The 26,432-nt window shown below is 63.4% G+C and carries 23 protein-coding genes; 10 read left to right on the forward strand and 13 right to left on the reverse strand.

The annotated features are described in order from the left end of the window. Positions 1 to 866: 866 nt before the first annotated feature. Both L1F31_RS14815 and L1F31_RS14820 read right to left on the reverse strand, forming a co-directional pair. Positions 867 to 2,468 carry an AMP-binding protein gene (locus tag L1F31_RS14815; protein WP_265418006.1) on the reverse strand — a complete coding sequence of 534 codons (1,602 nt, stop codon included), beginning with the start codon at positions 2,466 to 2,468 and terminating at the stop codon, positions 867 to 869. A 120-nt stretch (positions 2,469 to 2,588) separates the two neighbouring features. Continuing rightward, positions 2,589 to 3,611: a GmrSD restriction endonuclease domain-containing protein gene (locus L1F31_RS14820; RefSeq protein WP_265418007.1), complete on the reverse strand. Its 1,023-nt coding sequence runs from the start codon at positions 3,609 to 3,611 to the stop codon at positions 2,589 to 2,591. A gap of 295 nt (positions 3,612 to 3,906) precedes the next feature. Between L1F31_RS14820 and L1F31_RS14825 the strand changes: the two genes are divergently transcribed. Beyond that, entirely contained in the window at positions 3,907 to 4,578 is a 672-nt protein-coding gene (locus L1F31_RS14825) for a hypothetical protein (RefSeq protein ID WP_265418008.1), read from the forward strand. A gap of 30 nt (positions 4,579 to 4,608) precedes the next feature. Here L1F31_RS14825 and L1F31_RS14830 read toward each other — a convergent pair whose 3' ends face one another. The 7 genes from L1F31_RS14830 to L1F31_RS14860 form a co-directional block, all read right to left on the reverse strand. Next, positions 4,609 to 5,409, reverse strand: coding sequence for a sulfite exporter TauE/SafE family protein (locus L1F31_RS14830; protein ID WP_265418009.1), 801 nt, complete (start codon positions 5,407 to 5,409; stop codon positions 4,609 to 4,611). Positions 5,410 to 5,424: 15 nt separating this feature from the next. Then, positions 5,425 to 6,231 (reverse strand): thioesterase family protein, encoded by an 807-nt coding sequence (locus L1F31_RS14835; protein WP_265418010.1) that lies wholly within the window; start codon positions 6,229 to 6,231, stop codon positions 5,425 to 5,427. A 33-nt stretch (positions 6,232 to 6,264) separates the two neighbouring features. Then, complete coding sequence (locus tag L1F31_RS14840) at positions 6,265 to 7,038, reverse strand: enoyl-CoA hydratase/isomerase family protein (protein ID WP_062862341.1); 774 nt, start codon at positions 7,036 to 7,038, stop codon at positions 6,265 to 6,267. A 127-nt stretch (positions 7,039 to 7,165) separates the two neighbouring features. Continuing rightward, the gene (locus L1F31_RS14845; RefSeq protein ID WP_062862342.1) at positions 7,166 to 9,466 is read right to left on the reverse strand and encodes a heavy metal translocating P-type ATPase; all 2,301 of its coding nucleotides are present in this window, start codon (positions 9,464 to 9,466) and stop codon (positions 7,166 to 7,168) included. A 40-nt stretch (positions 9,467 to 9,506) separates the two neighbouring features. Continuing rightward, complete coding sequence (locus L1F31_RS14850) at positions 9,507 to 11,543, reverse strand: cytochrome c oxidase assembly protein (RefSeq protein WP_062862343.1); 2,037 nt, start codon at positions 11,541 to 11,543, stop codon at positions 9,507 to 9,509. Between the two features lie 38 nt (positions 11,544 to 11,581). Continuing rightward, positions 11,582 to 12,349, reverse strand: coding sequence for a M56 family metallopeptidase (locus L1F31_RS14855; protein WP_062862344.1), 768 nt, complete (start codon positions 12,347 to 12,349; stop codon positions 11,582 to 11,584). A 16-nt stretch (positions 12,350 to 12,365) separates the two neighbouring features. Beyond that, on the reverse strand, positions 12,366 to 12,716 hold the full coding sequence (locus tag L1F31_RS14860) for a BlaI/MecI/CopY family transcriptional regulator (protein ID WP_064485812.1): 351 nt from the start codon (positions 12,714 to 12,716) through the stop codon (positions 12,366 to 12,368). A 577-nt stretch (positions 12,717 to 13,293) separates the two neighbouring features. Here L1F31_RS14860 and L1F31_RS14865 point away from each other — a divergent pair. The 5 genes from L1F31_RS14865 to L1F31_RS14885 all read left to right on the forward strand — a co-directional run bounded on the left by L1F31_RS14865 (position 13,294) and on the right by L1F31_RS14885 (position 19,831). After that, on the forward strand, positions 13,294 to 13,902 hold the full coding sequence (locus L1F31_RS14865; RefSeq protein WP_082819439.1) for a DUF5134 domain-containing protein: 609 nt from the start codon (positions 13,294 to 13,296) through the stop codon (positions 13,900 to 13,902). A 511-nt stretch (positions 13,903 to 14,413) separates the two neighbouring features. After that, on the forward strand, positions 14,414 to 15,877 hold the full coding sequence (locus L1F31_RS14870) for an MFS transporter (protein ID WP_265418011.1): 1,464 nt from the start codon (positions 14,414 to 14,416) through the stop codon (positions 15,875 to 15,877). Continuing rightward, positions 15,874 to 16,518, forward strand: coding sequence for a GntR family transcriptional regulator (locus tag L1F31_RS14875; RefSeq protein ID WP_265418012.1), 645 nt, complete (start codon positions 15,874 to 15,876; stop codon positions 16,516 to 16,518). Before L1F31_RS14870 ends, L1F31_RS14875 begins: the two co-directional genes overlap by 4 nt. 547 nt (positions 16,519 to 17,065) lie before the next feature. Then, positions 17,066 to 18,076: an aldo/keto reductase family protein gene (locus L1F31_RS14880; protein ID WP_265418013.1), complete on the forward strand. Its 1,011-nt coding sequence runs from the start codon at positions 17,066 to 17,068 to the stop codon at positions 18,074 to 18,076. A 303-nt stretch (positions 18,077 to 18,379) separates the two neighbouring features. Further along, positions 18,380 to 19,831, forward strand: coding sequence for an MDR family MFS transporter (locus L1F31_RS14885; protein WP_265418014.1), 1,452 nt, complete (start codon positions 18,380 to 18,382; stop codon positions 19,829 to 19,831). 3 nt (positions 19,832 to 19,834) lie between these two features. On the opposite strand, the gene L1F31_RS14890 is transcribed toward L1F31_RS14885, so the two are convergent. Next, a complete protein-coding gene (locus L1F31_RS14890) occupies positions 19,835 to 20,383 on the reverse strand; it encodes a TetR/AcrR family transcriptional regulator (RefSeq protein WP_265418015.1) in 549 nt (182 codons plus the stop codon). 115 nt (positions 20,384 to 20,498) lie between these two features. On the opposite strand from L1F31_RS14890, the gene L1F31_RS14895 reads away from it, so the two are divergent. Next, positions 20,499 to 20,999: a DoxX family protein gene (locus L1F31_RS14895; protein WP_265418016.1), complete on the forward strand. Its 501-nt coding sequence runs from the start codon at positions 20,499 to 20,501 to the stop codon at positions 20,997 to 20,999. Here the strand turns inward: L1F31_RS14895 and L1F31_RS14900 are convergent. Then, complete coding sequence (locus L1F31_RS14900) at positions 20,990 to 21,505, reverse strand: SRPBCC domain-containing protein (protein ID WP_265418017.1); 516 nt, start codon at positions 21,503 to 21,505, stop codon at positions 20,990 to 20,992. The two genes, L1F31_RS14895 and L1F31_RS14900, sit on opposite strands and share 10 nt — an antisense overlap. A 16-nt stretch (positions 21,506 to 21,521) precedes the next feature. Here L1F31_RS14900 and L1F31_RS14905 point away from each other — a divergent pair, with 16 nt between their 5' ends. After that, positions 21,522 to 21,866 (forward strand): ArsR/SmtB family transcription factor, encoded by a 345-nt coding sequence (locus L1F31_RS14905; RefSeq protein ID WP_265418018.1) that lies wholly within the window; start codon positions 21,522 to 21,524, stop codon positions 21,864 to 21,866. Between the two features lie 163 nt (positions 21,867 to 22,029). Here L1F31_RS14905 and L1F31_RS14910 read toward each other — a convergent pair whose 3' ends face one another. Next, positions 22,030 to 23,274: an MFS transporter gene (locus L1F31_RS14910; RefSeq protein WP_265418019.1), complete on the reverse strand. Its 1,245-nt coding sequence runs from the start codon at positions 23,272 to 23,274 to the stop codon at positions 22,030 to 22,032. A 110-nt stretch (positions 23,275 to 23,384) separates the two neighbouring features. Here L1F31_RS14910 and L1F31_RS14915 point away from each other — a divergent pair, with 110 nt between their 5' ends. Continuing rightward, the gene (locus tag L1F31_RS14915; RefSeq protein WP_265418020.1) at positions 23,385 to 23,936 is read left to right on the forward strand and encodes a hypothetical protein; all 552 of its coding nucleotides are present in this window, start codon (positions 23,385 to 23,387) and stop codon (positions 23,934 to 23,936) included. Here the strand turns inward: L1F31_RS14915 and L1F31_RS14920 are convergent, their stop codons facing one another. Beyond that, entirely contained in the window at positions 23,937 to 25,160 is a 1,224-nt protein-coding gene (locus L1F31_RS14920) for a hypothetical protein (protein WP_265418021.1), read from the reverse strand. 209 nt (positions 25,161 to 25,369) lie between these two features. Here L1F31_RS14920 and L1F31_RS14925 point away from each other — a divergent pair, with 209 nt between their 5' ends. Next, the gene (locus L1F31_RS14925) at positions 25,370 to 26,347 is read left to right on the forward strand and encodes a helix-turn-helix transcriptional regulator (RefSeq protein WP_265418022.1); all 978 of its coding nucleotides are present in this window, start codon (positions 25,370 to 25,372) and stop codon (positions 26,345 to 26,347) included. Positions 26,348 to 26,432 lie beyond the last annotated feature (85 nt).

Here is a 26,432-nt window from a genome sequence, read left to right on the forward strand (position 1 = left end):
TTGTTTCAGCCTTGATAGGTTCCGTACTCTGTCCGGATTGCGCCCGTGCTGACAGGCCTTTCTGATCCTCAATCTGTGACGGATCGATGACAATTCGCTCCTGGGCTGGTGCTTGCCTCTCTGAGGGCTTCTCGGCAGCAGTGCTGCTCTGTGCTGGGCCGAGAAGGCCAGATGCCAACGTCAGAAGTCCAATCACTGTCGCAATAGCGAAGTTCAATCGCCCTGCTCTCGTTTCTACCATGTATTCAGTTGCCTTATTTTCGTGTTTCATTAGATGGCCTCGAGGATCGTATGCTTCCGGCACCCCATTTGACATCCCCCAAATGGAGTAGATTTCACAGAAATCTGATGACGTTGGCGGTCGCTCGGCACGCGCTTCTGTAGACTTCCTCGGCAGTTGAAGAAAGCTAAGGCACGCCGACCGGAAAATCCGCGTGCTGGCTCAGCCGGATTGCCGATGGCGAGAGTTTTGCTTAGCCGTATTCAGACGTCTCGGTTGTGGAAAAGATGGTCGCCGCACGCCAACAAACCGGTCGAATAGACGATTGCCGACACGCGTCCGACTCTCCCCTGTCGTTGTCATTAACAGGCACAGCACACACGGCGGTGGCTGCACGTGAGTTCAGTCAAAGCAACCCTCCGCTTCCCAGCTCAGCCGTATACGACCGCTCTTGGCACTCGTCCCGTGATAGCGGCACATAGTTTCCGGCCGCTTCGACGACCTGCTCTTCGGCCTTCTTCTTCGCTCGCGCCTCATCACGCTTCTTTTGCTGGTTGCGCCTCACCATGGAACAAGTTAGTCACTCTTGGAGTGCGCCTTTGCAAGGGATCTGATCAATGACCCTCCCCAGCCTCGCCCAGGACACTCAGCTCCCCGCCATCTCCCGCAGGGCGTTCTTGCGGATCTTGCCGGTCGACGTCGTCGGCAGCTCTTCGACGAATTCGACTCCGGCCGGTGCCTTATAGGAGGCGATGCGGGTCTTGACGAACGCGATGAGGTCGGCTTCGGACACCTCGGTGCCGGGCTTGAGAACGACGTAGGCCAACGGTCGCTGTCCCCACTTCTCGTCGGGCATTCCGACCACGGCCGCCTCGGCGACGGAATCGTGGGCGACGATGGCCTGCTCGACTTCGATGGTGGAGATGTTCTCACCGCCGGAGATGACGATGTCCTTGGCCCGGTCGAGGATCTGGACGTAGCCGTCGTCGTGCATCACGGCGAGGTCGCCGGTGTGGAACCAGCCGCCGCGGAACGCCTCAGCGGTGGCTTCGGGAGCGTTGAGGTAGCCCTTCATGACGTTGTTGCCGCGCATGACGATCTCGCCCATCGTCACCCCGTCGCGGGGCACGTCGGCGAGCACATCATCGTCGCGCAGTTCGACCACGCGCATGCGTTCGGCGCTGATCATGCCGATTCCCTGCCGGGATTTCAGCTTCGCGCGCTCCTCCACCGGCAGGCCGGTCCATTCGGGCTGCGGTTCGCACGAGGAGTACGGGCCATAGGATTCGGTGAGTCCGTAGACGTGGATGACCTCGATGCCGAGGCCTTCGAGCAGGGCGATCGTCGTCGGCGACGGCGGGGCACCGGCCGTGGTGATCGACAGCGATCCGCCCAGATCGTGGGCTTCCTTCGCTCCGGCGATGGTGTTGAGCACGACGGGAGCACCGGCCATCCGCGTGACCTTCTCGTCGTCGATGAGTCGCCACGCCTCGGGCCCGCGTACGGCGCGGATGCACACGTGCGTGCCCGACACCGCGGTCAGCGCCCAGGTTGTGCACCAGCCGTTGCAGTGGAACATCGGCAGCGTCCACAGGTACCGGGTCAGGGCCGCGAAGTTCTGCGTGACGACCTCGCCGAGCGAGTTCAGATACGCCCCGCGGTGGGTGTACATGACGCCCTTCGGCCGCCCCGTCGTGCCCGAGGTGTAGTTGACGGTGATCGTCGCGGTCTCGTCCTCGACTTCGTAAGCCCGGGGTGTTTCCGGCGCCGAGGCGGTCCAGTCGGCATAAGCTTCGACGTTGAGATCGGTCGCGGTGACCTCACCGGGGGTTCCATCTTCGTCGGGGTGGACGACGATGGTTTCGACCGCGTTCGCGGCTCCGGCGTCGATGACCGGCTGGAGGAGTCCGGCATCGCCGAAGAGGAACTTCACCTCGCTGTGGCCGAGGATGTATTCGACCTCGGGCGGAGCCAGTCGGGTGTTGAGCATGACGAGCACACCGCCGGCCAACGGTACCGCGTAGTGGGCGATGAGCGCCTCGGCGCTGTTGGGGGCGAGCACCGCAACCGTGTCCCCGGCTTTGAGTCCGCGCTTGACCAGCCCTTCGGCGAGGTTCTGCACGGTCTCGGCCATCTGCCGATAAGTGAAGCGGCGTGGCCCGTCGACGATCGCTTCCCGGTCGGGGTGAGCCTCGAGCGAACGCTCGAGGAAGCGCAGCGGAGTCAGGGCGGTATCGAGTCCGGACATGGCAGGTCTCCTCATCGTCGATGATCGTGGCGGCCGTCGCCAGAAGCAGCTGCGACGGCGTTCGACATCAGACTACCGAGCGAGTGTGATCGCGTGCACACCACCCCTCGCCGAGGCGGCCTATTCGCAGGCGATTCCGTCGCCGTCGCGGTCGAGGTGGGACCCGTATCCAGGGTCACCGCTGCGCACGGGTGCCGCACCGGCCTCGCGGGCGGCCGTGCAGTTTTCGAAGAAGGTCGACGAGCTGGAACTCGAGGACTTCTGCTTGGCGGGGCGGGTCTCTTCCTTCGTGGTGACATTGTCACCGTCGCCGGGACCGGGCCAGTCGGCATCCTCGGTGAAGGCGGGCTGGTCATCGCAATTGCCGAGGACGCGTTCCATGGCGTCCTTCTCGGCCGGGACCACCCAGAGATCGTATTTGTGTTTCACGGCGATCTGTCGGGCGACGTATTCGCAGCGATAGCTCTTGTTCGGCGGCAGCCAGGTCGCGGCGTCGCCGTCGCCCTTCTGCCGATTGAGGCTCGAACTCACGGCGAGCAGATTCAGGGGATCGTTGCCGAATTCCTTGAGCGTCTCCTCGTCGAAGTTGAATGCGCCCGTCTGCCACGCGTTCGAGCGGGCGACGACGTGGTCGATGTCGACGGCATTTGCACTGCGGTCGAAGTCGTAGGTCTCCCCGGCATAGGGGTCGGCGAGAATCCCGGCCAGGACGATGCATCCGCGGGTTCCGGCCTTGAGCGTGATGGTCGTGAGGTCGCGGCGGAGCACGTCGTTGCGGGTGTCGCAGCCGTTGTGGTCGGTGTCCGAGCGCCACTTGAATAGTTCACCGTTGTAGCCGGTCTTCGGTGCGCGGCCCTTGACCGTGAGTTCGTCCAACATCGCCGAGGCGGTCCCCGTCGCCGAGCTGCCCGCGCGGCCTTCGTCCCCTTCCTCGCTTTCGCGATCTTCGTCTGTGTCGCCGGACTTCGACGGCGAAGGAGTTTCCTCGCTCGTTGCCGTGGCTTCTCGAGTGGGTTTGGGATCGGCCGAGCTGGATGAGGCGGTGTCGATGGCCGGTTGGGCATCCTCGGCGCATCCGGAGAGGAGGCCGAGAGACAGGACTGCTGCAAGTGCCGCAAGTGCGCGGCGTGAGGAAGAGAGCAAGGGCATGGACTTTCGGGCGTGCAGGCTCGCCGGTTCGGCGAGATGGTACAGACGTGGTCGTGGACCGAGCCGACACGAATGTCGCTGCTCGATCCACTTCGATCAGTCTAGAGCCGGCGGCGCGGCGGTGGCATACGGTCGGCAGGAACGTATCCCTTTCGTTAGATCCCCGGATGATCGTCGCGATGAGATTCTCGGCGGTTGCCTCAGTTCTACCGAGGGGAGGGTGAGGTCACCGGCGGGTGGGTGCATGATTGAGGGGAACGGTGAGCAGCCTCGGCGAGGAGGATTTTCGATGCGACACGATGAGGAGCGCCCGCGCACCAGCGGGTTCCTGGCCGACGGGACGGTACCGGGGCACTGGACTCAGGTGCTCGGGGCGATGCGGGCGAATCCGTTCACGCATCTTGCGCTGGATGAGGTACGCACCGAGGCGGCCCCCCACCTCATCGTCGCGCCTTCCCCGGAGGTGGCCCGGGCGTGCTTCGGGAAGTTGCTCGACGCGTGCGGGGACTCGGTTGAGATCGTCACCGTCGAGGAGCTCGTACCGGATCGCGTCCCCGCGGGGACGTGGGTGTTTCTGCCGCACAGACAGGACGGGTGGACGGATCTCGAATCCGCCTCGGCGAAATTGCGGGCGGGACTGCTCCAGGAGAACACGTCACGCGAGACCGGCGACAAGCTGGTCCTCATGGAGTACGGGATCAACCTGTGGATGTGGGCCGAGCCGCCGTCGAGCGGAGGCGACCCTGTCTGCCACGCCGGTGAGCTCATCAGCTGGGAAAGCGCGTGGGCGCTGGGCACGAGTGATGCCGGCAGTGAGAGCGACACCGGGGCCAGCGCGGATGGCGCGAACGGCGCCAGCAACACGGCCGCCGCGAAGTCTTCACCACCGGCGCCGTCCGCTCGCCCGCCGATCTACTTCGGCCTGCCGCCTATCCTGCGTCAGCGCCGCTGGGAAAGCTGAGCACATTCTCTGGCTCCCCCGCTCACACCCTCACGCCACGGCAACAACCACTCCGGCCGCAAGCAGCAGCACGAAGTAGCCCCAGGCGTGGAGGATCTCGGGGATCTTCGGCACTCGGCGGCGCAGGAACACGATGATCGGCAATCCGCCGATGAGCAGCGCCGCGGCCGCCACCAGGTCGAGCGATCCGACGATGCCCGGGGCGTCGATCGCTGCCGGGGTCAGGATCGTCACGAGCACGGCCGGGCTCATGATCACCAAGGTCAGCGGGTTGGCCAGGGTCGTGGCCACGGTCATCGTCGCCCCGGATCGGCGCATCATCGGCACCGTCATCACCGACCCGCCGACGCCGAGGAACGACGCCAGACCACCGATCGGCACACCCCAGACCGCTGCGATTCCGCGTCCGCCTTCACTGACCTCGCCGACCTCATCGACAACTGCAGCCTTGCGCCGGAAGAATCCGGGCCGGGCGAGCAGATCGATGGCAGTAGCCGCGATATACGCAACGAATCCCCACTGCAGCATAACTTCCGGAGCGAACCGTCCCGCGAAGGCACCGAGGCCTCCCCCGAGTGCGAGCAAGCCGAGCAGCCACCACCGCCCCTTGAGATGAGCGAGCGTGGATCGTTTCGTCGACACCGTCGCGACGATTGCGTTGACGAGCATCACCAGCGCCGAGGTGGCCGCCGCCACCCGCGCCGTGTCCTGTCCGAGGTCCGCATCGACCAGGGTGATGATCGGGACCGTGACGAAGCCTCCGCCGAACCCGAAGAGCACGGTGGTCAGGCCGACGAGGCAGCCGATGAGGACGAGCCCGAGGAATTCCACGCGGTCAGGCCAGCCTCAGAGCCGGGCGATGAGCAACGGTTGGGTCACGGCTCCAACGTAGCCGATCTCGTCGGCCAGGTCGCCGTTGGCAACACCGCGACCATCGGGTCCGACATGAGTGCGAACGTTCATGTTCAGCCATTCGGACTTCGGTTCGCGCGCAAAGGTCAGCGACAGCGACGGTGGGATGAACGTCCACTCGCCGTACGGCACAGCCGCCGAGACGCCGTTCGCCGAGTCCGCCACGATGACGAAGCGTTGGATCGGGCTGGTGTCCTCCCCTGCGACGAGCGGGATGCGTGGACGCACCCACACGTCTGCGGCCCCGAGTTCCTGGAGACCGCCGGAGACGAAGCGCCACTCGATAGCACGCCCGTAGCCCCAGTCGAGGCTGATGCCGGGGAAGTACTTCTGCTCCTGCGGTTCCGGCACCGCCGAGGTGTCGAAAGTCGAGGCCACCTCGGCGCTGGACTCCGGTGTCGAGCGCATCCGCCACGCGGTCGCGGTGACGGCAAGCCGATCCTCGGCCCAGAGTTTGGCTTCGACCAGTTCGATACGCTTTCCGGGTCGCACGATGGACGCCTCGGTGCGGATGCGGCCCTGCGGGATGGGGCCGAGCATGTCGATCGTCAGCCGGCCGATGCTCATCGCCTCATCCTCGCGGACGCGTTCGACGGCTCGGGCGAGCAGCGCTGCGGGCGGCCCGCCGTGCTGCATGCGTTCGTCCCAGGGGCTCGTCGTGGCCCGGGTCGAGTCGAATTCGTTCTCACCGCGCGGGAGATAGAAAGCCTCGGGCAGTGGTGTGACCTCGTTGTCTGTCACGCATCCTCCTCAATCGTTCATTCAGCACTCAGGCTACTGTCCCTCGGCTTTCGCGGCGAAGGCGAGCGCGAATTCCTTCTGACTGTCGGCGATCGCCTCGGTCTCGAAGGTGTTCTTCCACGTCCGCAGCAGTCGCTTCTGCTGCGCGATGACTGCGCGGCTGGCCTGCGTGGTGTCGCGCAGAAGGGCGAGCGCGCGCTCTTCGAGCGCGGTCCTTCCACCCACCGAAGTTGCAACCACAGTTCCGTCACTCACCGGGATGGCCGCCTCGGCGACGATGTCGTTGAGGAATCCGCACCGCAGCATGTCCTCCGCAGTGAATCGGTTGCCGGTGAGGACGAATTCGGTCGCTTTCGTCCAGCCCATGAGGCGGTGGAGGTTGACCGATTCGAGCACCGATGGGATGCCGATGCGCACCTCGGGCATCGAGTACCAGCACTCGCTGCTGCCGATGCGGAAATCTGCGGCCGCGGCGATCTCGGCAGCCCCGCCGATGCAGTAGCCGTCGATCGCCACGGCGACCGGAAGTGCGCAGTTCTTGATGGCTTCGCAGACCTCGCCGAGGCGGCTGATCGTCTCGTAGGCTCGCGACGCGCTCGTGTGCGCGAATTGTGCCGTGTCCATCCCCGCTGAGAATCCCCGCCCGCCGGCCGAGGTGAGGAGGACTGCGCGCAGGCTCTCGTCAGCGCTCGCCTCGGCGAAGGCGTCGATGAGCTGGTCGAGCATCTCTTTGGTCAGCGCGTTCGCCTGGTCCCGGTTGTCGATGGTGATGGTGAGGACGTTGTCAGTGCGGTCGGGTGTGATCATATGGAGCTCCTGCCGGTGCGTGAGTCCGTAGCCGCCGGGGAGAAGATCGCGGCGGCACGACTCGGATCGGGCCCAGAACCGTTGCCGGTCCCAGCTTCACGCCGGGCGAGGTAGGCATGTCCCGATTTCAGCGATCGGTCGCCTTCAACTCCGGTTGCAGTTTCGCGCGTTGGAGTCGAAGACTGTTGTAGACGACGAATACCGATGACATTGCCATGGCGGCCGCAGAGATCAGCGGGTTGAGCATCCCGAACATTGCGATCGGGATTGCCAGGATGTTGTAGCCGAACGCCCATACCAGGTTGCTGCGAATAGTGCTCAGCGTCTTGCGGGACAATGTGATCGATTCTGCGACAGCAGCGAGATCGTCGCGAATGATGATGATGTCAGCTGACTTCATGGCTATGTCCGAACCGGTCGCCACAGCGATGCCGAGGTCAGCGGCGGCCAGCGCCGCTGCATCATTGATCCCGTCGCCGACCATTGCGACACGGTGGCCCGCCTCCTGCAGGGAGACGACAGCCGCGGCCTTGTCGTCAGGAAGGACTTCAGCGATGACGTCGTCGGTACCGACCTTCTCAGCAATGACTCCGGCTGGTGCCGGACTGTCCCCTGTGAGCAGGACAGTGCGCAGCCCCATCGACCGCAACAGCGCCACGCTGAGTTTGGCATCGGGTTTGGCCTCATCGCTCAGAGCCATTCCGGCGACCGCGGTGTCATCTTCCACGACGACCACGACCGTGCGCTGAGCCTCAGCCTGCAGATCGACCCAGTTCTTGAGCTCGAGGCTCAGACCTAATCGGTCACTGGCGGCAGCCGCGCTGATGACTTCCAACGCCCGGCCGTCGACGATGCCTTTGATTCCGACCCCTGGCAACACCACCACGTCTCGTACGACAGGCAGGAGTCCGGCCGAGGCTGTGACGGCTTCATTGGACGAACCGTCGGAGGGGACTGACTCTTCGTGCACTGCCGTTTCGGAGGATCGAACGAATTCGAGAATGCCCCGGGCGACCGGGTGCTCGGACCGAGACTCGAGTGCCTCGAGATTTTCAAGCAACTCGCCACGTGCAGGTTGGGCGAACCATGATTCCGCGACCTGCAGCGATCCGGTCGTCACGGTGCCGGTCTTATCGAGGAGTACTGTGTCGATTCGGCCGCTCGCTTCGAGCGCGGTGTGGCCTTTGACGAGGATGCCCGAGCGAGCGCCAGTGCCGATGCCGACCATGAGTGCTGTCGGGGTCGCCAGTCCGAGAGCGCAGGGACAGGCGATGATGAGTACGGAGATCGCGACTCCGATCGCCCGTGAGGGAGAGTATCCGAGGGGGAACAGCCACACGAGCAGCGTCCCCAGAGCCAAAACGAGCACCACCGGAACGAATACAGCTGTGATCCGGTCGACGAGACTTTCGATGATCGCCTTCTGCGATTGTGCTTTCTCCGCCATCATGGCGATCTGTGACAGCTGTGTCCCGGAGCCTACCGCCTCGGCTTCGACAATGACCTGGCCATTCGACGCGAACGATCCTGCGACCGCACGTTCGCCAGGCCGGGTCGCCACCGGCACGGGCTCACCCGTCAGACTGCTCATATCGAGCTCCGCCGTGCCGTCGATGACGAGCCCGTCGACGGGCACAGTCTCACCGGCGCGAACAAGGACGACGTCCCCACGGGACACGAGTTCGATGGGAGTGTCGATGAACTCCCCGGCTGCGTCGCGGACACGGGCGGTCTTCGGTGCCAGGTTGCTGAGCGCGGCAAGGAGGTCACCCGCTTTTCGACGTGAGCGCGTCTCGAAATATCGTCCGGCTAACTGGAACGTCGTCACCCCCGCTGCGACGTCGAGGTAGAGGGCGTCGGCCCCCTCGGGGACGAAGCCGAACCCAAGCCAGGCGTCGGCTCCGCTCACGTCGAAGACAGCGGTCACCACCGCCCAGCCGAAAGCGGCGATGACACCCAGCGACACGAGCGTGTCCATATTCGACGTACGGTTCTGAAGGTTCCTCCAGGCCGAGACGTGGAACGGCCACGCCGCCCAGGTGACGATCGGCACCGCGAGGAGGATGCACGCCCACTCCCAGCCGGGAAAGCGCCAAGCCTCGACCAGCGCGAGGGCGATCGTCGCATCCATGAGCGGGACTGTGAGGAGCGCGGCGATGATCAGACGACGCCGCATCGAACCCACCCGCATCTCGGCTGCTCGCTGCGACCAAGCATCGTCACCGGGAGTGTGGATCTGCGCGCCGTAGCCGGCCTTCTGCACCGCTTTCAACGCGGTGTCGGGATCGGCGAGGCCAGTGACCCTAGCGCGTTCCGTGGCGAAATTCACCCAAGCGGTCGCGCCATCGATCTTATTGAGCGACTTCTCAACCCGACGCGCGCAAGCTGTGCACGTCATTCCGGAAATGTCGATATCGATGCTTGTCATAGTTTCGCCTTGCAGCAGACCGTTGTAAGTCGCTGTCCCCCTACTTCTCACGGTTCGTCACCTCTTCTTCAGAGGATTTGCCAGTAGCGGTGACTTTCCCGTCTCGCGTCGCCAGACGTTGCAACATCGCGTTGTATGCGGTGAATTCGTCACTGAGGCCGGCGTCCTCATGGCGGTCGAAACGCTTCGCTTCCTGTTTGTCTTGCCTGGCCCACTGAATACCGAGGACAACGACTACGCCGAGCAACGGCAACTCGCCGCCCGCCCAGGCGATTCCACCACCGAAATACTGTTGAGCTTCGATGTCGAGCCAATCTAGGTCGAGAGTACGGTAAAAGTTCAGCGCCACAGGCGTTGAAGACATCATCAAGACGATTCCGAAGAAAGCGTGGAAAGGCATTGCGGCGAGCACATACCCAAGTTTTCCGATCTGTGGCAACTGGAAAGGAACCCTGTCGACCCCGACAACCAGCGAGAAGAACATATAACCAACGATGAGGAAATGGACATTCATCAATTGGTGTCCCCAATGGTACCGAATGAGTCCACTGAAGAGAGGCGTCAGATAGAGAACGTAATACGAGGCGATGTAGACGGTGAAGACGAAGAGAGGGTGCATCATGAATCGCGCTCCTCTCGAATGGAGCAGCTGATTGACCCTACGATGGATTCGTTTACCTGCTGCTCCAGTTCCCGCCAATGCACGCAACATCAAGGTGATCGGTCCCCCGACTACCAAGAACGCCGGAATGAGCATATTCAACGTCATGTGGACGACCATATGGATTCCGAAATCAGCCGGAGAGTACTTGCCCAAACCGGAATTCAGGAGGATGAGAAGGATACTCCAGCCGATCAGCCACGAAATTGTGCGTGATACCGGCCAGACATCGCCTCTGCGTTTCAGCCTCAACACTCCATAGGCATACGCGACAATGGCTGTCACAGCGAGCACACTGAATAGAAGGTTGACCCGCCAATTGGTGAGAAGGACGATTGCGTCTGGGGCTTCTTCGACAACGTAGCCGAGAACAGCGGCAACCGGGTCGTTGGGCACAAAGTAATTCGGGGAGGGGACTAGCGCCATGGAAGCCGTCACGGCCGCCCAAGTGGCGATGCCGACGACGAGAGTCGTGCGTGCCCATCGGCCTCCGTGCTTCGACGCGACAGCACCGGATGCGATGCACACGCCCACGAACGCGACCCACCTGGCGACTATCTGCCACCCTGTTGTCGATTCGGTCAGCCCACTCCCGGAGAGTTTGAACACGGTGATCACCACGTCCGAAGCAATGATGAAGAACACACCGATCCACAGCAGTCGGGATCTGACCAGTCTGTGCAGCACCCGGCTGCGGGAGTGCATCGATTCGAGAAGCACCCCTGCAGCCAAGAGTCCCAGAACGAATGCAGACACCGGCGTCTGGATTACAGCGGCGTCCACACCCAAGTCGTGATTCGGACCAACAAGGACTTGGGCGATAACGACTGGAGCAAGAATTGCGATCAAGCCGAACCAGAGGGCAGCAACATGAGCCGTCCAAGATTCCGAGAGGAGCGAGATCACGAAGATGAGGAAAGCCGCTGCGAAGACAATCAGCCACGCCGCGGAATAGGGGGTGGCAGTCATGGCGAACCAAAGTTGCTGCGGCACCTCGAGAGCTGGCAGCGATAGTCCGTTGGTATTCAGACCGTCTACAACGACGAGGCTGAGTACCGCAGACGCCCAGATGGCACTGCATATCTGCAATAAGCTCCGAGCGGTACGGCTGACGGTCGATCGCCCCAAGCTCCTGTCGCGCGAATCGAACATGAGCACCGTTGCGAGCAATCCGAGTGTGAGGATAGAGAAGACTTCATGGATGCTGCGCAAGATCGCAACACCCGCGACCATCCCCCGGCCAGGGTACTCACGCGCGATCGACAGGTAGACTTCCGGCCCTGCAAGCAGACCCGTAGCAGTCGTCACAGATATAGAGATCGCAGTGGCGGCGGCGATGATCACCGCCGCCGGAGTCTTCTGAAATTTGAGATCCCGAACCGTAGCGTCGGAAGGTGGTGAGGTTTTCTCCATCATATTACGTAACAGTGTAGTAGACGAAGCTGGTGCGGTCTTCAGCCCATCTCGGGATGAAGACGGCGGAGTCTCAGCGCACGCAGCTTCAATGACTCATCACAATTGGCTCGGCCGAGGCGCTCCAGTGCACTCCTGACTGACTTCGGAGATGTCACGCTGACCGCATCATCGTCAGCGATCATCTCCATGAGGGGGAGAACTGCAGCGCGAAACTTTCCTGAAACCGCCAACCGCTGCGGCAGGCATGCGAGGTTGACGGTCACGATCCGAAGGACCAGAGCATGTCGACGCCTCAGGTGAGACTTCTCATGAGCGATGACAGCTGCGCATTCCGATTCATCGAGGATCCTATGCAAACCGGCGCTCAGGCAGATCTCAGGGGGACTGCCCGGAATTGCGATGGCATATGGCTTGTCGTCATCGACCGTGATTATCCGATAGTTTTGGTCGATCCGCCAGTCGATCCACCGCGAACGCAGAGCGCGAACTTCAACGCGCACCCGATCGCCGAATTCGCCGGATGCCTTGAGCACCAACGCGAGCACGGCACCGATACCGCCCATCGCGATCCAGCCGATGGTCCAAAGTACCACCGCGTTGGCACCTCCGTCGGCCTCGAGAGCACCTACAAGCATGAATATCAATCCCAGAGCGGTGAGGATGAGTCCCAGACCAAGTGCCCCAAGCCAGGCATTGAGAGCCGATACAGGCCGCCTCACCTGCCACTCCCCCGAAGCTAACAGCATCGGCGAGGCGAAGAACACCACGACTGCAGCGAATATGAAGACTATCGCGGAAACGAACACAACCCGATTGTGCGGCTCAGTCGCGGACGAAATCGCGGAGCAGGTCGATCTCTTCGTCCTTCAGCGAACCGACGAACGACATCAGCACTTCACGTGCGTCTTCGGAGTCCCGCAGGGCCCGGGACATCTCCGAAGCCGCAGTGACGGCCCGTGACCGGACGGGGCTGATCGTCAAGATCCGTGAACGCCGTTCGCGTTTGATCAGCCGTTTGCCTTCCATTCGGTTCAGGACAGTCATCATTGTCGTATAGGCTGGCCGAGGTGGTGCGACGGCAGCTTGGAGCTCGGACACCGTCAGACAATCGCCGCGCTCCCACAAAGCGGCGAGAACTGCGTTCTCAAGCTCTCCACTGGTTCTGCGTGCCATCTGCTGTCTCACTCACCCGATCTGTCTGAGGTCAATCACGAGGATACTCAACAATCTCGCTCTGCGACAGGTCAAGATCCTTCGACTCGCGTGTGGCGGTCTCCGGCGGCGGTGCGGCAAAACCCGGCGGCGGCGACATGGAACGACGGACAGTCAACCGCTCATGGCTTCGGGTCGATGAGCGGTTGCACCATCTGCCGCCTACGATCAAACCAATTGTGTTTGGATTAAGGGCAGGCGGGAGGGGCAAACGTCTCCAGGATGCCACGCGCACTCCGTTCGGCTGACTCCTCGAATCTGGCGGCTTGTACTCAATGCAGGTTCAGGCGTTCCGGTCGGATTCGCCGGCTGCGCGTTTGGGAGCGCGAGAGTAAAGACCGGGCAGATTTTGCAGCGACTGTCAGGGGAGAATCCGGAATCGCTTCACAAGAATAGTGAAATGAGCCACTGCGGGACTGCACACCGGGAACGCTCGACAGCATCCTGACAGCACCGCCAGCTGATGCATATCGGCATAGTCTCGCTCGACACCCTCCGGCACCATGGCCATAATTACTACAAGATGTAGTATTAGCGAATGATCTCATTTCCATGGTCCCTCGTGCTCACCCTCACGTTCGCCCTCACGTGCATCATCTGCATTCAGCACTTCGCAACTTGCTGGAGAGCCAGCCGGAAAGATTCCCGACCGATCGCCGAGCCACATAGGTTGGCGCTTGTCGCAGACGCCAACCATTTTGTCATGAGCATTGCAATGCTGGTCATGGTGTGGACATCTGCAGGCCAGATTGCCACCTGGGCACAGATAGCATTTTTCACCGCCGCTGGAGCAATCATGGTGACCGGTCTGTTCCGTACCCCGGAGACAGCACAGAAGATCACCGTCGGATTCCACATCACCCTCAACGCCGCCATGGTGTGGATGCTGGCAGCGATGCCCATACTGATGAATGATCAGATGGGCCAGAATACCGGCCATGGAGATATGGGGGGCTCGGAGATGGCGATGACCATGGCACCGACTCCGATCTGGGCGGCCCCAACCAACTGGACTGCGATAATCCTCTGCGCGATCGCTACCTGTTGGTGGGCAGTTCAGTCTGCGCGCTCACGCCGCATCGATATCCACGCGTTCTGCCATGCGCTGATGGGCTTCGGAATGACAGCAATGCTCATCCTTATGTGAAGGCACGAAAGTAAACTGCCAGCCGGGTCCCGGGCATATCGGACAGATGCTGCGACCAGGCGACGACACCGTCGGACCAGCAACGATTCGGCAGACGACGGCGAGCTTGCAACAACAAACGGCAAGTCCGCGCCACGGCGGCAAACGAGCATAACCCCGCTCAACGAGGCTGCGGCCCTGGTACTTGAAAGCTGGCCGCCACGCAGATCGAAAGCAGCGGAAGTCCGTGACCAGCGACGACAGGCTGAGAGTCTGTCGATACGCTGTCGCGAGAGCGGACGAAGGGGCAACCTCGTCGGCCCGTTAGACCCCTCAGGCCGTGAGCGAGGACGGCCCGTTGGCCATCAATGAGCAGTCGGATTCAAGACACGATTTCTGAATTCCACAACCCCACTCAGATTCTCATCAGACAGCCCAATTTCTCCACCCATCGGATACCTCTTGTATCCAAGACGCATCCAAGATACTTTTGGGAGCGCGACAAGCAACCACCGAAAAGCCCGAGGAATCAATGACCAGCCGCATCCGCGAACAGGCCAAACTCATCACCGCCCAGCTCCTCTCGGGAGCCGGCATCGCCTCGGGGTATGCCGTCGGCGGACTGCTTGCCGAAGAGATCACCGGGCAGACTTCGATGGCCGGATTCGCGCAGATGAGCGTCATCCTCGGCGCCGGCCTCATCGCCTATCCCCTGGCCGTGCTCGCCGGTCGCTCCGGCCGTCGCAAGGCTCTGACCTTGGGCTTCGGCATCGGCACGCTCGGCGCCGTGGTCGTCCTCATCGGCGTCTCCCTGCAGTTCCTTCCCCTGTTCATGCTCGGGATGATGATGTGCGGGTCCTCGACCGCCTCCGGCCTGCAGGCCCGTTACGCCGCCGTCGACCTCGCTGACCCGGCCGCCGCTGGTCGCGCGATGTCCCTGGTCGTGTGGGCCACGACCGTCGGCTCCGTCCTCGGCCCCAGCTTCACCGCCCCGGGCGCCCACCTCGGCGAAACACTGGGCATGAACGGATTGGCCGGGCCCTACCTCATCTCCATGATCGCGTTCGCCCTGGCGACGCTGTCGGCCTCGACGCTGACGAAGTCGGTGGCCGCCGGAACCGACCACCCGGGCGAACCCGGGGTCGACGATTCCGGCCACGATGGTGAAGGCACGACCGAAAACAACGGCGGGGCCGCCTCGGCGAAGGATTCCGCCTCGGCGAGCGGTTCCACCCCGACCAACAGGTCCACCACCACCGAGGCGACCGCCCCGTCCCCGATGAAACTCGGCGAAGCGCTGCGCTTCGCCCTGGCCCGCCCGGTACCGCTGTTCGCAATGGTCACGATCATCGCGGGACAGATGATGATGACCAACGTCATGGTCATGACCCCGGTGCACATGGACCACCAGGAGTTCAGCCTCGGCGCGATCGGAATCGTCGTGAGCATCCACATCGCCGGCATGTACGGCCTCTCCCCCGTATTCGGCTGGATGGCAGACCGATGGGGATCGGGCGTCGTCATCGCCGGTGGGGCCGGCATCTTCGTCCTCACGATCGCCCTCGGCGTCATCGATGCGGTGGCCCCGGAGTCGTCGATGGTGCTGCTCTCGACAGCGCTGTCGCTGCTGGGAATCGGGTGGTCGATGTTCCTCATCGGCGGCTCGTCCCTGCTGACCGCCTCGGTGCCGGCGCATGCGAAGGTGCCGCTGCAGGGGGCATCGGATTCGGCGATGAACCTCGGCGGGGCGCTCATGGCGGCGATGGCCGGGTCCGTGCTCGGCGCGGGCGGGTTCCTGTGGATCAACCTCATGGCCACGTTCGTCCTGCTCATCGCCGTCGGATTCTCGATCCGCGCGATCCCGCTCATGAGCTGGCCGGGACGCCGTGCACCGGCCCTCGCCGAGGCGGCCGACAAGTCACCGGAAACACCGCCCCGGCCCGACGGGGTCACCGCCGCAGAGGGCACGGGCAGTCACAATGAGGGCCGGGGATGAGCAGAGGATCCGAATCGCAGAGCGCGGCCGAACGCGCGTATTCCCACATCCGCGGCCAGATCCTCGACGGCGAACACCTGCCCGGGACGATGCTCGGCGAGGCGGCCCTGGCCACCGAGATCGGGGTCAGTCGCACCCCGGTGCGTGTGGCCATGGCCCGCCTGCAGGACGAGGGTTGGATCCGCATCTACCCCAAGCGCGGAGCCGTCGTCCAGGGCATCGACGAGCGCACCATCGCCGAGCTCGCCGATGCGCGCTATCTCCTTGAGACGACCGCGGTCGACCGCGCGCCCGAGGCTCTGCGGCAGCAGCTGGCCTCGCGACTCGATGACCTCGTCAGCCGGCAGCGGTCCGCCTTCGCCGAGGCGGACATCGCCCGCTTCATCGAGCTGACCTTGGAATTCCATCGCGGTTTCGTCGAAGCCGGTGACAGCCAGGTGATGCTCGAGATGTACTCGCTGCTCTCCGACCGGCACCGCTTCAGCCTGTTCATGAACAGCCGTCACCTGATCGACCGCTGCGATGAGATCATCGCCGAACACGAGAGCCTCGTCGCCCACCTGCGCTCCGGTGACTCCGCAGCTTTCGCGGCAGCACTGCAGGGACATATCGCGGAGAACGCCGGGCCTTTTCATCCGTGAGCAGCTGCGCCGGTCACTTTGCGAGCAGCTGCGCCGGTCCATCTGTGAATGGGAGAATGACTCTCATGGCTGAATCACTCAGCGATTTCCTTGCTGAACATCCGGTGGATCGCGACAGCGTCGACAAGTACAAAGAACAGATGCTGAAGAGATTCGTTTGCATCGCCTGCAGGAACACAGCAGCTCCGAGGACTGACTTCGCCTCCAAGGAATGTCCTCGCTGCAGAGGAATGCCCTCTTCGGTGAGGTGCTGACGACAGGACCGTCGGCGGCGGCTGTTTGGGCCCAGGTACTTCTGGAATCATCACGTTCTTCTGTGAGCCTTTCGGAATAGTGTGAGCCTATTCGCTGGATCGCACTGTTGCAGTGAAGTCGCCCGTGCGACTCCGGCCGCCGCAACCCGCTCGCGCCGCGTCGACAACTTGCGCCCGCCGCAACCCGCACACGCCGTGTCGACGACTCGCGCCCACCGGCACCTTCGCGTCAGCTGCTGCGCATCCTCGGCGAAGGGGTTCCCCACTCCCCCGCCCGGTCGTAGGCTGAGGTCATGGAGCACAGATATCTGGGAAACAGCGGACTCAAGATCTCCGAGATCACCTACGGCAACTGGCTCACTCACGGTTCTCAGGTGGAGAACGAGACGGCCACGAAATGCGTGCACGCCGCCCTCGACGCGGGCATCTCGACCTTCGACACCGCCGACGTCTACGCGAACACCGTCGCCGAACAGGTCCTCGGCGACGCGCTCAAAGGACAGCGACGCGAATCGCTCGAGATCTTCACGAAGGTCTACTTCCCGACCGGCCCCAAAGGTCACAACGACACCGGCCTGTCGCGCAAGCACATGATGGAATCGATCAACGGCTCGCTGCGCCGACTCGGCACCGACTACGTCGACCTCTACCAAGCCCACCGCTACGACTACGAGACCCCGCTCGAAGAGACCATGCAGGCCTTCGCCGATATCGTGCGCGCCGGCAAGGCCCTCTACATCGGAGTCAGCGAATGGAACGCCGACCAGCTGCGCGCGGCCCACCACCTGGCCAAGGATCTCGGCATCCAACTGGTGTCGAATCAGCCGCAGTACAACATGCTCTGGCGAGTCATCGAAGAACGGGTTGTGCCGACGTCGAAGGAACTCGGCATCTCCCAGATCGTATGGTCGCCGATCGCCCAAGGCGCACTGACCGGCAAGTACAAACCCGGCCAGCCGGTGCCGGAAGGATCGCGCGCCACCGATGAGAAGGGCGGCGGCGCGGAGTCGATAAAGACCCGCTACCTCCAGGACGAGAAGCTGACCGCCGTGGCGAAACTCGAACCCATCGCCGCCGAGCTCGGGATCACGATGGCGCAGCTGGCGGTCGCCTGGGTGCTCGCCAACGACAATGTCGCCACCGCCCTGGTCGGAGCCTCCCGCCCCGAGCAGATCGCCTCGAACGCCGAGGCGGCCGGGGTCACCCTCGACACGGACGTCCTCACTCGCATCGACGACATCCTCGGCGACCTGCCGGAGACCGACCCCGACAAGACCCAATCACCGGCCACCCGCCTGACCTGACCCCTCACCGAGGCGGTCGGACGTCAGTCCCGACGCTGACCTCGATCCGCCTGCAGGGAGAGGCCGAGGCCGGAATCGCCGGAATCGTCGGGGCGACGGCCGGTGTCCGTGAGCCAGCCGGCAGATGAACTCGACGAATCTCACACTGCCCGGAGCCACCTCGGCGAGGGCGGTGCGTTAAACTGCATAAAGTGGTTATATAACCAGGGAATTGATCTTCCGGGCGCGATGAAGGGCCGATTCAGCACACCGCCCCAGGCGGTCTGTCGCTGAAAGACGAGATGCAGACGACGATACGAAGGGATGCCATTGGCGAACGGAGACAACAACCAGCAGGACACGACAGAAGGCGCCCCGATCAACCGGAACCTCGTTCTCGCTGTTCTCGTCTCAGGCGCGTTCGTCATCATCCTCAATCAGACGCTGCTCAACACTGCTCTGCCGCACTTCATGGAGTACTTCGACATCACCTCCGGTGCCGCGCAGTGGGTGACGACGAGCTTCATGCTCGTCAACGGCATCATGATCCCGGTGACGGCGTTCCTCATTCAGAAGTTCACGACGAGGGGCCTGTTCTTCACCGCCATGGGCCTGTTCATCCTCGGCACCCTCGTCTGCGCAATCGCCCCGGTCTATCCGGTGATGCTCATCGGTCGTGTCATCCAGGCCTCGGCCGGCGGCATCATCATGCCGCTCATGCAGACGATCCTCTTCGCGATCTTCCCCGTCGAGAAGCGCGGCTCGGCCATGGGCACCTTCGGCCTCGTCATCGCCTTCGCTCCGGCCATCGGCCCCAGCCTCTCCGGTTGGATCGTCGACCACTTCCCGTGGCAGACGCTGTTCTACATGATGCTGCCGATCGCGATCATCGACCTCGTGATCGCCTACTTCCTGCTCAAGAATGTCACCGAGCGGACCTTCCCCCGTCTCGACGTCCTCTCGATCATCCTCTCCACCCTCGGCTTCGGCGGACTGCTGTTCGGCTTCGGCACCGCCGGTGACGCCGGCTGGCTCAGCGCCGAGGTGCTCATCCCGCTGGTCATCGGCGCGATCACGCTGACGTTCTTCATCACCCGCCAGTTCAAGCTCGAACAGCCGATCCTCGAATTCCGCATCCTCCGCTACCGCATGTTCACCCTCAACACCCTGCTGGGCATGTGCGTGTTCATCGTCATGGTCGGCGGCATGATGGTCCTCCCGCTGTACATGCAGAACATGAATGACTTCTCAGCCATGGAGTCCGGCCTGGTTCTGCTTCCGGGCGCAGCGGTGATGGGTCTGATGTCACCGGTGACCGGCCGCGTCTTCGACGCCATCGGCGCAAAATGGCTTGCGGTCTCCGGCTTCGTCCTGCTCACCGGAACCACGTTCCTCTTCGCTCGGCTCGAAACGGACACCTCGTTCCTCTATCTCGCCGTGGTCAACACGATCCGCATGTTCGGCGTCGCCATGGTGATGATGCCGGTGACCACGGCGGCGCTCAACCAGCTGCCTTCTCAACTCATCCCGCACGGCACGGCGCTGAATAACACCATGCGTCAGATCGCAGCCTCGGTCGGCACTGCCGCGCTCGTGACCATCATGGTCTCGGCCGCACGCAACCCCGAGACCTACGGCATGGCCGGCCTCGTCCACGGTGCGAATGTCGCGTTCTTCGTCGCCGCCTGCATCGGCATCTTCGGCATCATCGGAGCGTTCTTCATCAAGAACTCCCACGGACTCGAGCCCGGACAGAAGAAGACGACCGGAAAGTGAACCTCAGCCTGATCCCTCGGAACCGGCCACGAGGTGCGCGGCCACAGCTCTGGCCTGCGAGAGCGCATCTTCCGGCTCCACCGCGCCGCTGAGCACGAGCGTCGCGTAGCCGTGGACGAGCGACCACGCCGCGACCCCGAAGTCGGCGTCCGGGCCCGACCGCGTCACAGCGACGCCGACCGACAGCGCCGCCCACGCTCGCTGCCGCGCGGCCACCAGCTCGGGGTCATCATCGTGGAGCAGCCGCGGCTGGAACATCACGGTGAAGTGCGACGGACAGGCCAACGCGAACTCCACATACGCGACTCCCCGGGCGACGAGCCCGCTGTCGTCGATTCTGCTCATCGCCTCCGCGAGGAGTTCGAAACCTTCGGCTGCGAGCGCGGTGAGCAGTCCCGCCTTGTCACCGAAGTGATAGGTCGGCGCCGCGTTCGAGACTCCCGCCCGCTTCGCCAGGGCTCGCATGCTGAGTTTGGCGACGCCGTCCTCGGCAATCGCCGAGGCGGTCTGAGCCAGCAGCGCCCGCCGCAGATCCCCATGATGATAAGTCACACTGCGATCGTACCCGAGTAAACTTTTCATTGACAAGATCCCATCGGCGTGCGAATCTTGTCACCGTAAAGATACTTCGCAGTCGCGCGGTGTCGCCTCGTCGAAGGAGCCGATCATGGCACCCCTGCTCTTCCTGCTCACCACCACGCTTGCCGTCTACGTCTTCGGTCGCGCTCACCCATGGGCGGCCAGGCATGGCCTCGGCACCTGGCCGACGGCATTCCGCTTCGGCCTGGCGGTGATGTTCACCGTCACCGGAATCTCTCACTTCGTGGGCATGCGCGAGGAACTCATAGCCATGGTCCCGCCATGGGCACCCGGTGCCGCAGCGCTCGTGACGCTCACCGGAGTGTTCGAACTCCTCGGCGCTGTCGGCCTGCTCGTGAAGCCCACCCGGCTGTGGGCCGCGCTCGGCCTGGGCCTCATGCTCATCGTCATGTTCCCGGCGAATATCCACCTGGCGCTCACCGGCGATGACCTGCCGTGGGAGGACGAGCTGCTGCCGCGCACGGCGCTGCAGATCGTCTTCCTCGCCGCCGTCCTCATCGTGCTCGTCCCGGAGCTCCGAGCACGGGGCCGGCGAATCGCCGACAAGCCCGCTGAGGCCTATTTGTAATAGCCCTCGCGGAGGTTGATTCCGTGTTCGATCCAGACCTTGAGCGCCGAGAGCATTCCGGTCCAGCCCATGCAGTTGCCGAAGGCGCCCTGTGCTCCACCCTCGGTGAGCTTCCAGGACTTCTCGGTGATCGTCACGAGCGTCCGCGCCCCGTCATCGACGGGAGTGAACTCGAAGGTCGTCGTCGTATTCGCCTCCACGGAGTCATCGGAGCCTTCCCAGCGGATGACGATCTTCTCGTCTTGGACGTTTTCGACGACCTCGACCGGGAAGCGGCCGGGGAAATCGGCGAAGTCCCAGGTGACTTCCGCGCCTGCCTCCAGGCGCCCGCGGGCTCCGCCGGTGGTGAAATAGTGCGAGAGCTGCTCAGGGTCGGCGACCGCTTCGTAGGTTTCGTGCGGAGTCTTCGAGATATACCCGGTGACGGTGAAGGACAGCTCCTCCAACGGCCGGGACTGGTCATTCTGCGCGGCTGGTGCGTTCTGGGTGCTCTGCTCATCTGTCATGTGATATTTTTACCACATGTCGCAGGTGAAGGGAACGGGTTCCGAAGAATCCGATGACGCGGTGTTCAAGGCACTCGCCAACCCCACCCGTCGGCGCATCCTCGATCTGCTGCGGGCTCAGCCGCGCACGACCGGAGACGTCTGCGAGGCGTTCTCCGAACTCGATCGCACGACGGTGCTCCAGCACATTCGGGTGCTCGAAGGTGCCGAGTTGGTCACCGGCCGCAAGATCGGACGCACCCGTCGTCTGGCCCTGGCGCCGCTGCCGATCAAGCGGATCCATGATCGCTGGATCGGCGAATACACCCGTGCCGCCGTCGGTCTGCTGGCCCAGCTGGACGAGGATTCGACGCAGCACTGAGAGACGCCGCAGGAGCCCGGCTCGTTCGCGCCGCAGGAACCCGACTTGTTCGCGCCGCAGGAACCCTGCCCTGCACAGCCGCGCCGCCGGAACCCTGCACAGCCGCGCCGCAGGAACCCTGCCCTGCACAGCCGCGCCGCACCGTGCTGTCGCACCGATCTGCTCAGTCGCGACCGGAGTTGCGCATCTGCAGGGTCCGCGCGATCCACGACAGCGCCCCGGCAAGCAGCAGCACCAAGGCACAGAGCAGGAACGTCGAAGCCGAACCGAGGTAGGTGAAGCCGAGCCCGCCGACGACACCGGCGATGGCCAGCCCGATGTCGAAGTTCATGTTCCACGCGACGCTGGCGCGACTCGGCGTGCTCACCGAGGCGAAGGCCATGATGAGGCTCGCCGACTGCATGGTGCCCAGCCCCAGTCCGATGATGATCATCGCCACGAACAGTGTCCCGCCGTAGAAGATCACGGCACACACGAGGCCGATCGCGGCCAGCCCAAGGCCGAGGACATTGAGCGCGAAGGGTGGGAAGCTGTCGGCGACGGCGCCTGCGACGAAGCGTCCGATGACCGCTGAGACCTGCATGCCGGCGATGAACAGCGCCGGGGCGGCCACCTCCTCGCCGGGTCCGAAGCCGAGGATGATGCCGAAGACGATCATGCCGACGAGGAATGGGGAGAGCATGAGTACGAGGCTGAGCACCTCTCCGGCCCGACGCCCCGCCCACCGCAGGCTGCGCCGCTCATTGCGCCCCGATCGGATGGCGAGGTCATCGGCAGCTGTACCGGGATCGGGTGTGCCGGGATCGGGTGCGTCTTCCCGGCGCCGAGGCGACCGCCCGGTCATGAATTTCAGCACCGTCGGGATGGCGAGGAGGAGACAGGCGCAGACGATGATGCGGAAGGCTGTGATCGGAATGGTGCCCACCAGCCACAGTCCCAGCGGCGCACCGACTGCGGCGGCCAATGAGGTGATCCCACCGAAGAAGCCGAGCGCCTTGCCGATGCGGCCCGGGGCGGTCGTCGCCGGCACTGCCGCATTGGCGATGACGACGAAGAGCCCGAACCCGACGCCACCGCAGAGTCCTGCCAGGACGAGGGACAGCAGCGGCGGGGCGACGAGGAGAGCAATGAGCTGGCCGAGGAACTGCAGTGCGATGGCACCCAACAGTGCGGCCTTGAACCCGCACACGCGTCCCAGCCAGGGGGCGAAGGGTTGGGCGACGATGACTCCGATCATCATGGTCGTGAGCACCGATCCGCCGGTGACCGTCGAGAGCCCGCTGACCGCGGCGATCGAGACCATCGTCGAATAGCTGAAGAAGAACGCGGAGAACCCGAACATCGCCGTCCACACCAGCCCGAGCAGGGCCGGGGTGTAGGTGCGCTGATGCTGAGGTTCCGGGGTCATAGTCCGAGGTTACGACATCGGCACTGCACCTGCCGTGCCCGCCCTGATTCCCGCTCATTCAGTGCAGCAGAGTTCACCTGCACGTCAGAATCATCGTCTACCATCGGTTCATGAATTCATCGAAGCTCAATCGCGATGCTCCCAGCGGCACCATCGACACCGCATTCGTCCTCAAGTACGAACCGCTCTATGTAGTCACCGACCTCGAGTCCGAGCTCTTCGGCGAGATCGGCCCGAAGACGAAGACCCGCGAATCGTACAAACGCAAGCATTTCCTCAAGGTCGCCGAGTGGAAAGCCATCGGTGTCCTGCCCGGTCTCGAAGAGATCGACTCCGACGACATCGAGTTCGTCACCGCCGTCGCCCTCGACGACGACACTCCCAACCACTTCCGACTGCCGCTGCTCCAGATGCTGCCCGGGGTGGGCACCCCGATGGCGAGCACACTGCTCGCAGTGGTCAATCCGAAGAAGTTCTCGATCATGGACTCCCGGGCCCTCGGCGTGCTGCATGACTTCAACCTCGTGCCCACGGACAATCCGACGCAGATGGACTACCGGACCTATCGCAAACTCATGAAGTCCCTGGCCAAAGGCGCCAATTGCGCACCGATCGATCTGTATCGGGCGCTCATCGCCTATTCGCGACAGGACCGGGACTGATCAGGCAGCCAGCTCCTCGAGACGCTTCTGCCAGAACACGATCTCCTCGGTCAGCCGGGCAGGATCGAGCCCTTCCGCATAGTCGATGAGCTCCGCTTCCTGTCCCGGCGACATGACTCCCGCGGCGCGCAGCCGGTCGAACGGGGTGCGCGGATCGTCATAGGTGCGCCGGAACCCGCCGCGGCCGTCATCGTCCCACCCGCTCGGTTTGCGGGTGGGCGTGAAGTAGTTGAGGCGGTCGTCGACGGCCCTCCACAGTTCGTTGAGCGCATGCCTGGCGGCATCCGTGTCATAGCGACGGATGCTGCCGTATTCGTGGACGAGATGCTGGTGCCGTGAAGCCTCGGGCAGACGGTCCCGCTGGTGGTCCTTGAGGATCGGACTGAAGTGGATATCGAGGTTCCCCGCCCATCGCCCGACACCCTCGTGGACCGATTCCTCGGCATTGCTCAGTTCGATCGCGTTGACCCAGAAGGGAATCCCCTGAACCTCGTCGAGCGACCATTCGAGCAGTCCCACCATGTCCGTGGATTCGTTGCCGCCGAGGCTGTGGGTGAAGACCCATCCCGTGTGCAGACAGGTGGCGCTGACGGTGAACGCACAGTTGCGCGGCCGAGTCGGCCCCGCGTGAGCGATGGTATCGACGAGGAAGAAGCCGGGCTCAGCTTGGTTGGATCCCGATGCGAATTCGAGGAACTCCTCACTGGGATTGTTGAACCGCTTCGTCGAGATGCGACGTTCGTGGAATTCTCCCGCCCGCGTCGTGCTCAGGTACCGGTCGATCGAGGCCGGACTCACCGAGAGCAGCTCGGAGCGCACCTCGCTGCTGTATCCGTCGCGGTCGGGCACGAGGGCGCCATGACGCTCAGCCGCCTCGAGCAGCCGCGGCATCGCCGCAGCCAGGTACTTGCCGCTCTGATGGCCCGACCATTCCCAGATCGTAACCAACAGGGCACGCGATTCTGGTGAGTACCTGCAGCGGCGCGCAGTCCGATCACCTGGCGTCGGAGGTCCCGTTGGCGCCTCCTCCGCACCGGAGCCGATCGCGCCCGAATCGACGTGGGCTTCAGCGATCGCCAGCTGTGACAGTCTCCGTCGCGTATGGTCACGTGACCAGCCGGTGAGGATCATGATCTCGTCGAGGATCCACCCCTTGTCCTTCTTCCTCGCCGAGGAATAGAGATCAAGATAATCACGGACATCGACGTCCGCTGAAATATTCATCGGTGCCGAATACGATTGCGTATTCTGCTGATTGTGCATAAACATCCTTGTTCATTGACGATTCCGGTCGGCCACCTCTTTGTTTCGAGCCGACCCGAAATGATCTGAACAATGCTAATGTGGCAATAGGCAGGAGGTCTTCCTAAACGACGGAAGACGCAGTTATGTCACAGAGTGCAGCACGGCTGCTTGGGCTTTTGTCACTGTTGATGGTGCCCCGCATATGGTCTGGAAATGAACTGGCTGATCGTCTGGGCGTGAGTCCGCGCACCGTCCGGAGCGATATCGATGCTCTGCGCGAAATCGGCTATTCCATCGAGGGGACCCGCGGTTCCGACGGCGGGTATCGCCTCACCCCGAACGGCTCCACCATTCCTCCTCTGCTCCTCAACACCGACGAAGCGGTGGCTGTCGCCGTCGGACTCCATTCGGGGCTGAGCTGCATCATCGGCGGGATGGAGGAGATTTCGGCTCGAGCGCTGGCGAAGCTCGAGAGCATTCTCCCGGACGCAGTCCGCACCAGGGTGCACAATCTCGCGCATTTCACCGTTCCCCTCGCCGAGAACCAGCCGGTGCCGATCGTCGAACCCGCACTCATCGTCACACTCATCGACCACTGTCACCGACACGAACGTCTGCGCTTCACTTATCGCAGCGAGGCCTCCGAAGCCACAGGCCGCGTCGAGGACGTGCACCTCGAGGTCGAGCCCTATCGGCTCGTCAACAGGCTTCATCGTTGGTACCTGCTCGCGTATGCGCCCGAGGTCGAGGAGTGGCGGGTCTTTCACGCTGAGCACATCCTGCCGAAGTCACCGAGCGGACCGCGCTTCGACCCGCGGCCGCTTCCTGCCGAGGACATCGGCGACTATGTCGAACGGCGCGTGCCGGGGTCACGCTGGCGACACTCGGCGCAAGCCATCGTCAATGCCCCGGCCGCCGAGGCGGCGCAGTCGCTGGCACCGGCCGAAGCCACGGTCGAAGCCCTCGCAGACAATCGCTGCCTGGTGACCGTCGGCGGGCAGAGTATCGCCACCATGGCCCTGTGTCTGGCACGCCTGGATGTCGATTTCACCGTCGTCGACAATCACGAACTCAGCGAATTCCTGCGCCGACTCTCACACAGGCTGGAAAGAGCAGCGTCCGAGGAAGGAATCTCTGACAGCGCTGTTTCGGCACATTCCGAGTGAAAGCCACAATATTCACGCGTCACCATTGTGTGATAATTCAGAATTTCACGGGCACGACACGTGAGTCTCGTTCATTCCTTGAATC

The sequence above is a fragment of the Brevibacterium spongiae genome (assembly GCF_026168515.1).
Classification (GTDB): domain Bacteria; phylum Actinomycetota; class Actinomycetes; order Actinomycetales; family Brevibacteriaceae; genus Brevibacterium; species Brevibacterium spongiae.

What these genes read in the sequence shown, in the direction of transcription:
- L1F31_RS14815 (WP_265418006.1), bottom strand. Translation starts at nt 2,468, where the DNA reads ATGTCCGGACTCGATACCGCCCTGACTCCGCTGCGCTTCCTCGAGCGT.
- L1F31_RS14825 (WP_265418008.1), top strand. Translation starts at nt 3,907, where the DNA reads ATGCGACACGATGAGGAGCGCCCGCGCACCAGCGGGTTCCTGGCCGAC.
- L1F31_RS14840 (WP_062862341.1), bottom strand. Translation starts at nt 7,038, where the DNA reads ATGATCACACCCGACCGCACTGACAACGTCCTCACCATCACCATCGAC.
- L1F31_RS14845 (WP_062862342.1), bottom strand. Translation starts at nt 9,466, where the DNA reads ATGACAAGCATCGATATCGACATTTCCGGAATGACGTGCACAGCTTGC.
- L1F31_RS14850 (WP_062862343.1), bottom strand. Translation starts at nt 11,543, where the DNA reads ATGATGGAGAAAACCTCACCACCTTCCGACGCTACGGTTCGGGATCTC.
- L1F31_RS14860 (WP_064485812.1), bottom strand. Translation starts at nt 12,716, where the DNA reads ATGGCACGCAGAACCAGTGGAGAGCTTGAGAACGCAGTTCTCGCCGCT.
- L1F31_RS14865 (WP_082819439.1), top strand. Translation starts at nt 13,294, where the DNA reads ATGATCTCATTTCCATGGTCCCTCGTGCTCACCCTCACGTTCGCCCTC.
- L1F31_RS14870 (WP_265418011.1), top strand. Translation starts at nt 14,414, where the DNA reads ATGACCAGCCGCATCCGCGAACAGGCCAAACTCATCACCGCCCAGCTC.
- L1F31_RS14875 (WP_265418012.1), top strand. Translation starts at nt 15,874, where the DNA reads ATGAGCAGAGGATCCGAATCGCAGAGCGCGGCCGAACGCGCGTATTCC.
- L1F31_RS14880 (WP_265418013.1), top strand. Translation starts at nt 17,066, where the DNA reads ATGGAGCACAGATATCTGGGAAACAGCGGACTCAAGATCTCCGAGATC.
- L1F31_RS14885 (WP_265418014.1), top strand. Translation starts at nt 18,380, where the DNA reads ATGCCATTGGCGAACGGAGACAACAACCAGCAGGACACGACAGAAGGC.
- L1F31_RS14895 (WP_265418016.1), top strand. Translation starts at nt 20,499, where the DNA reads ATGGCACCCCTGCTCTTCCTGCTCACCACCACGCTTGCCGTCTACGTC.
- L1F31_RS14900 (WP_265418017.1), bottom strand. Translation starts at nt 21,505, where the DNA reads ATGACAGATGAGCAGAGCACCCAGAACGCACCAGCCGCGCAGAATGAC.
- L1F31_RS14905 (WP_265418018.1), top strand. Translation starts at nt 21,522, where the DNA reads ATGTCGCAGGTGAAGGGAACGGGTTCCGAAGAATCCGATGACGCGGTG.
- L1F31_RS14910 (WP_265418019.1), bottom strand. Translation starts at nt 23,274, where the DNA reads ATGACCCCGGAACCTCAGCATCAGCGCACCTACACCCCGGCCCTGCTC.
- L1F31_RS14915 (WP_265418020.1), top strand. Translation starts at nt 23,385, where the DNA reads ATGAATTCATCGAAGCTCAATCGCGATGCTCCCAGCGGCACCATCGAC.
- L1F31_RS14920 (WP_265418021.1), bottom strand. Translation starts at nt 25,160, where the DNA reads ATGAATATTTCAGCGGACGTCGATGTCCGTGATTATCTTGATCTCTAT.
- L1F31_RS14925 (WP_265418022.1), top strand. Translation starts at nt 25,370, where the DNA reads ATGGTGCCCCGCATATGGTCTGGAAATGAACTGGCTGATCGTCTGGGC.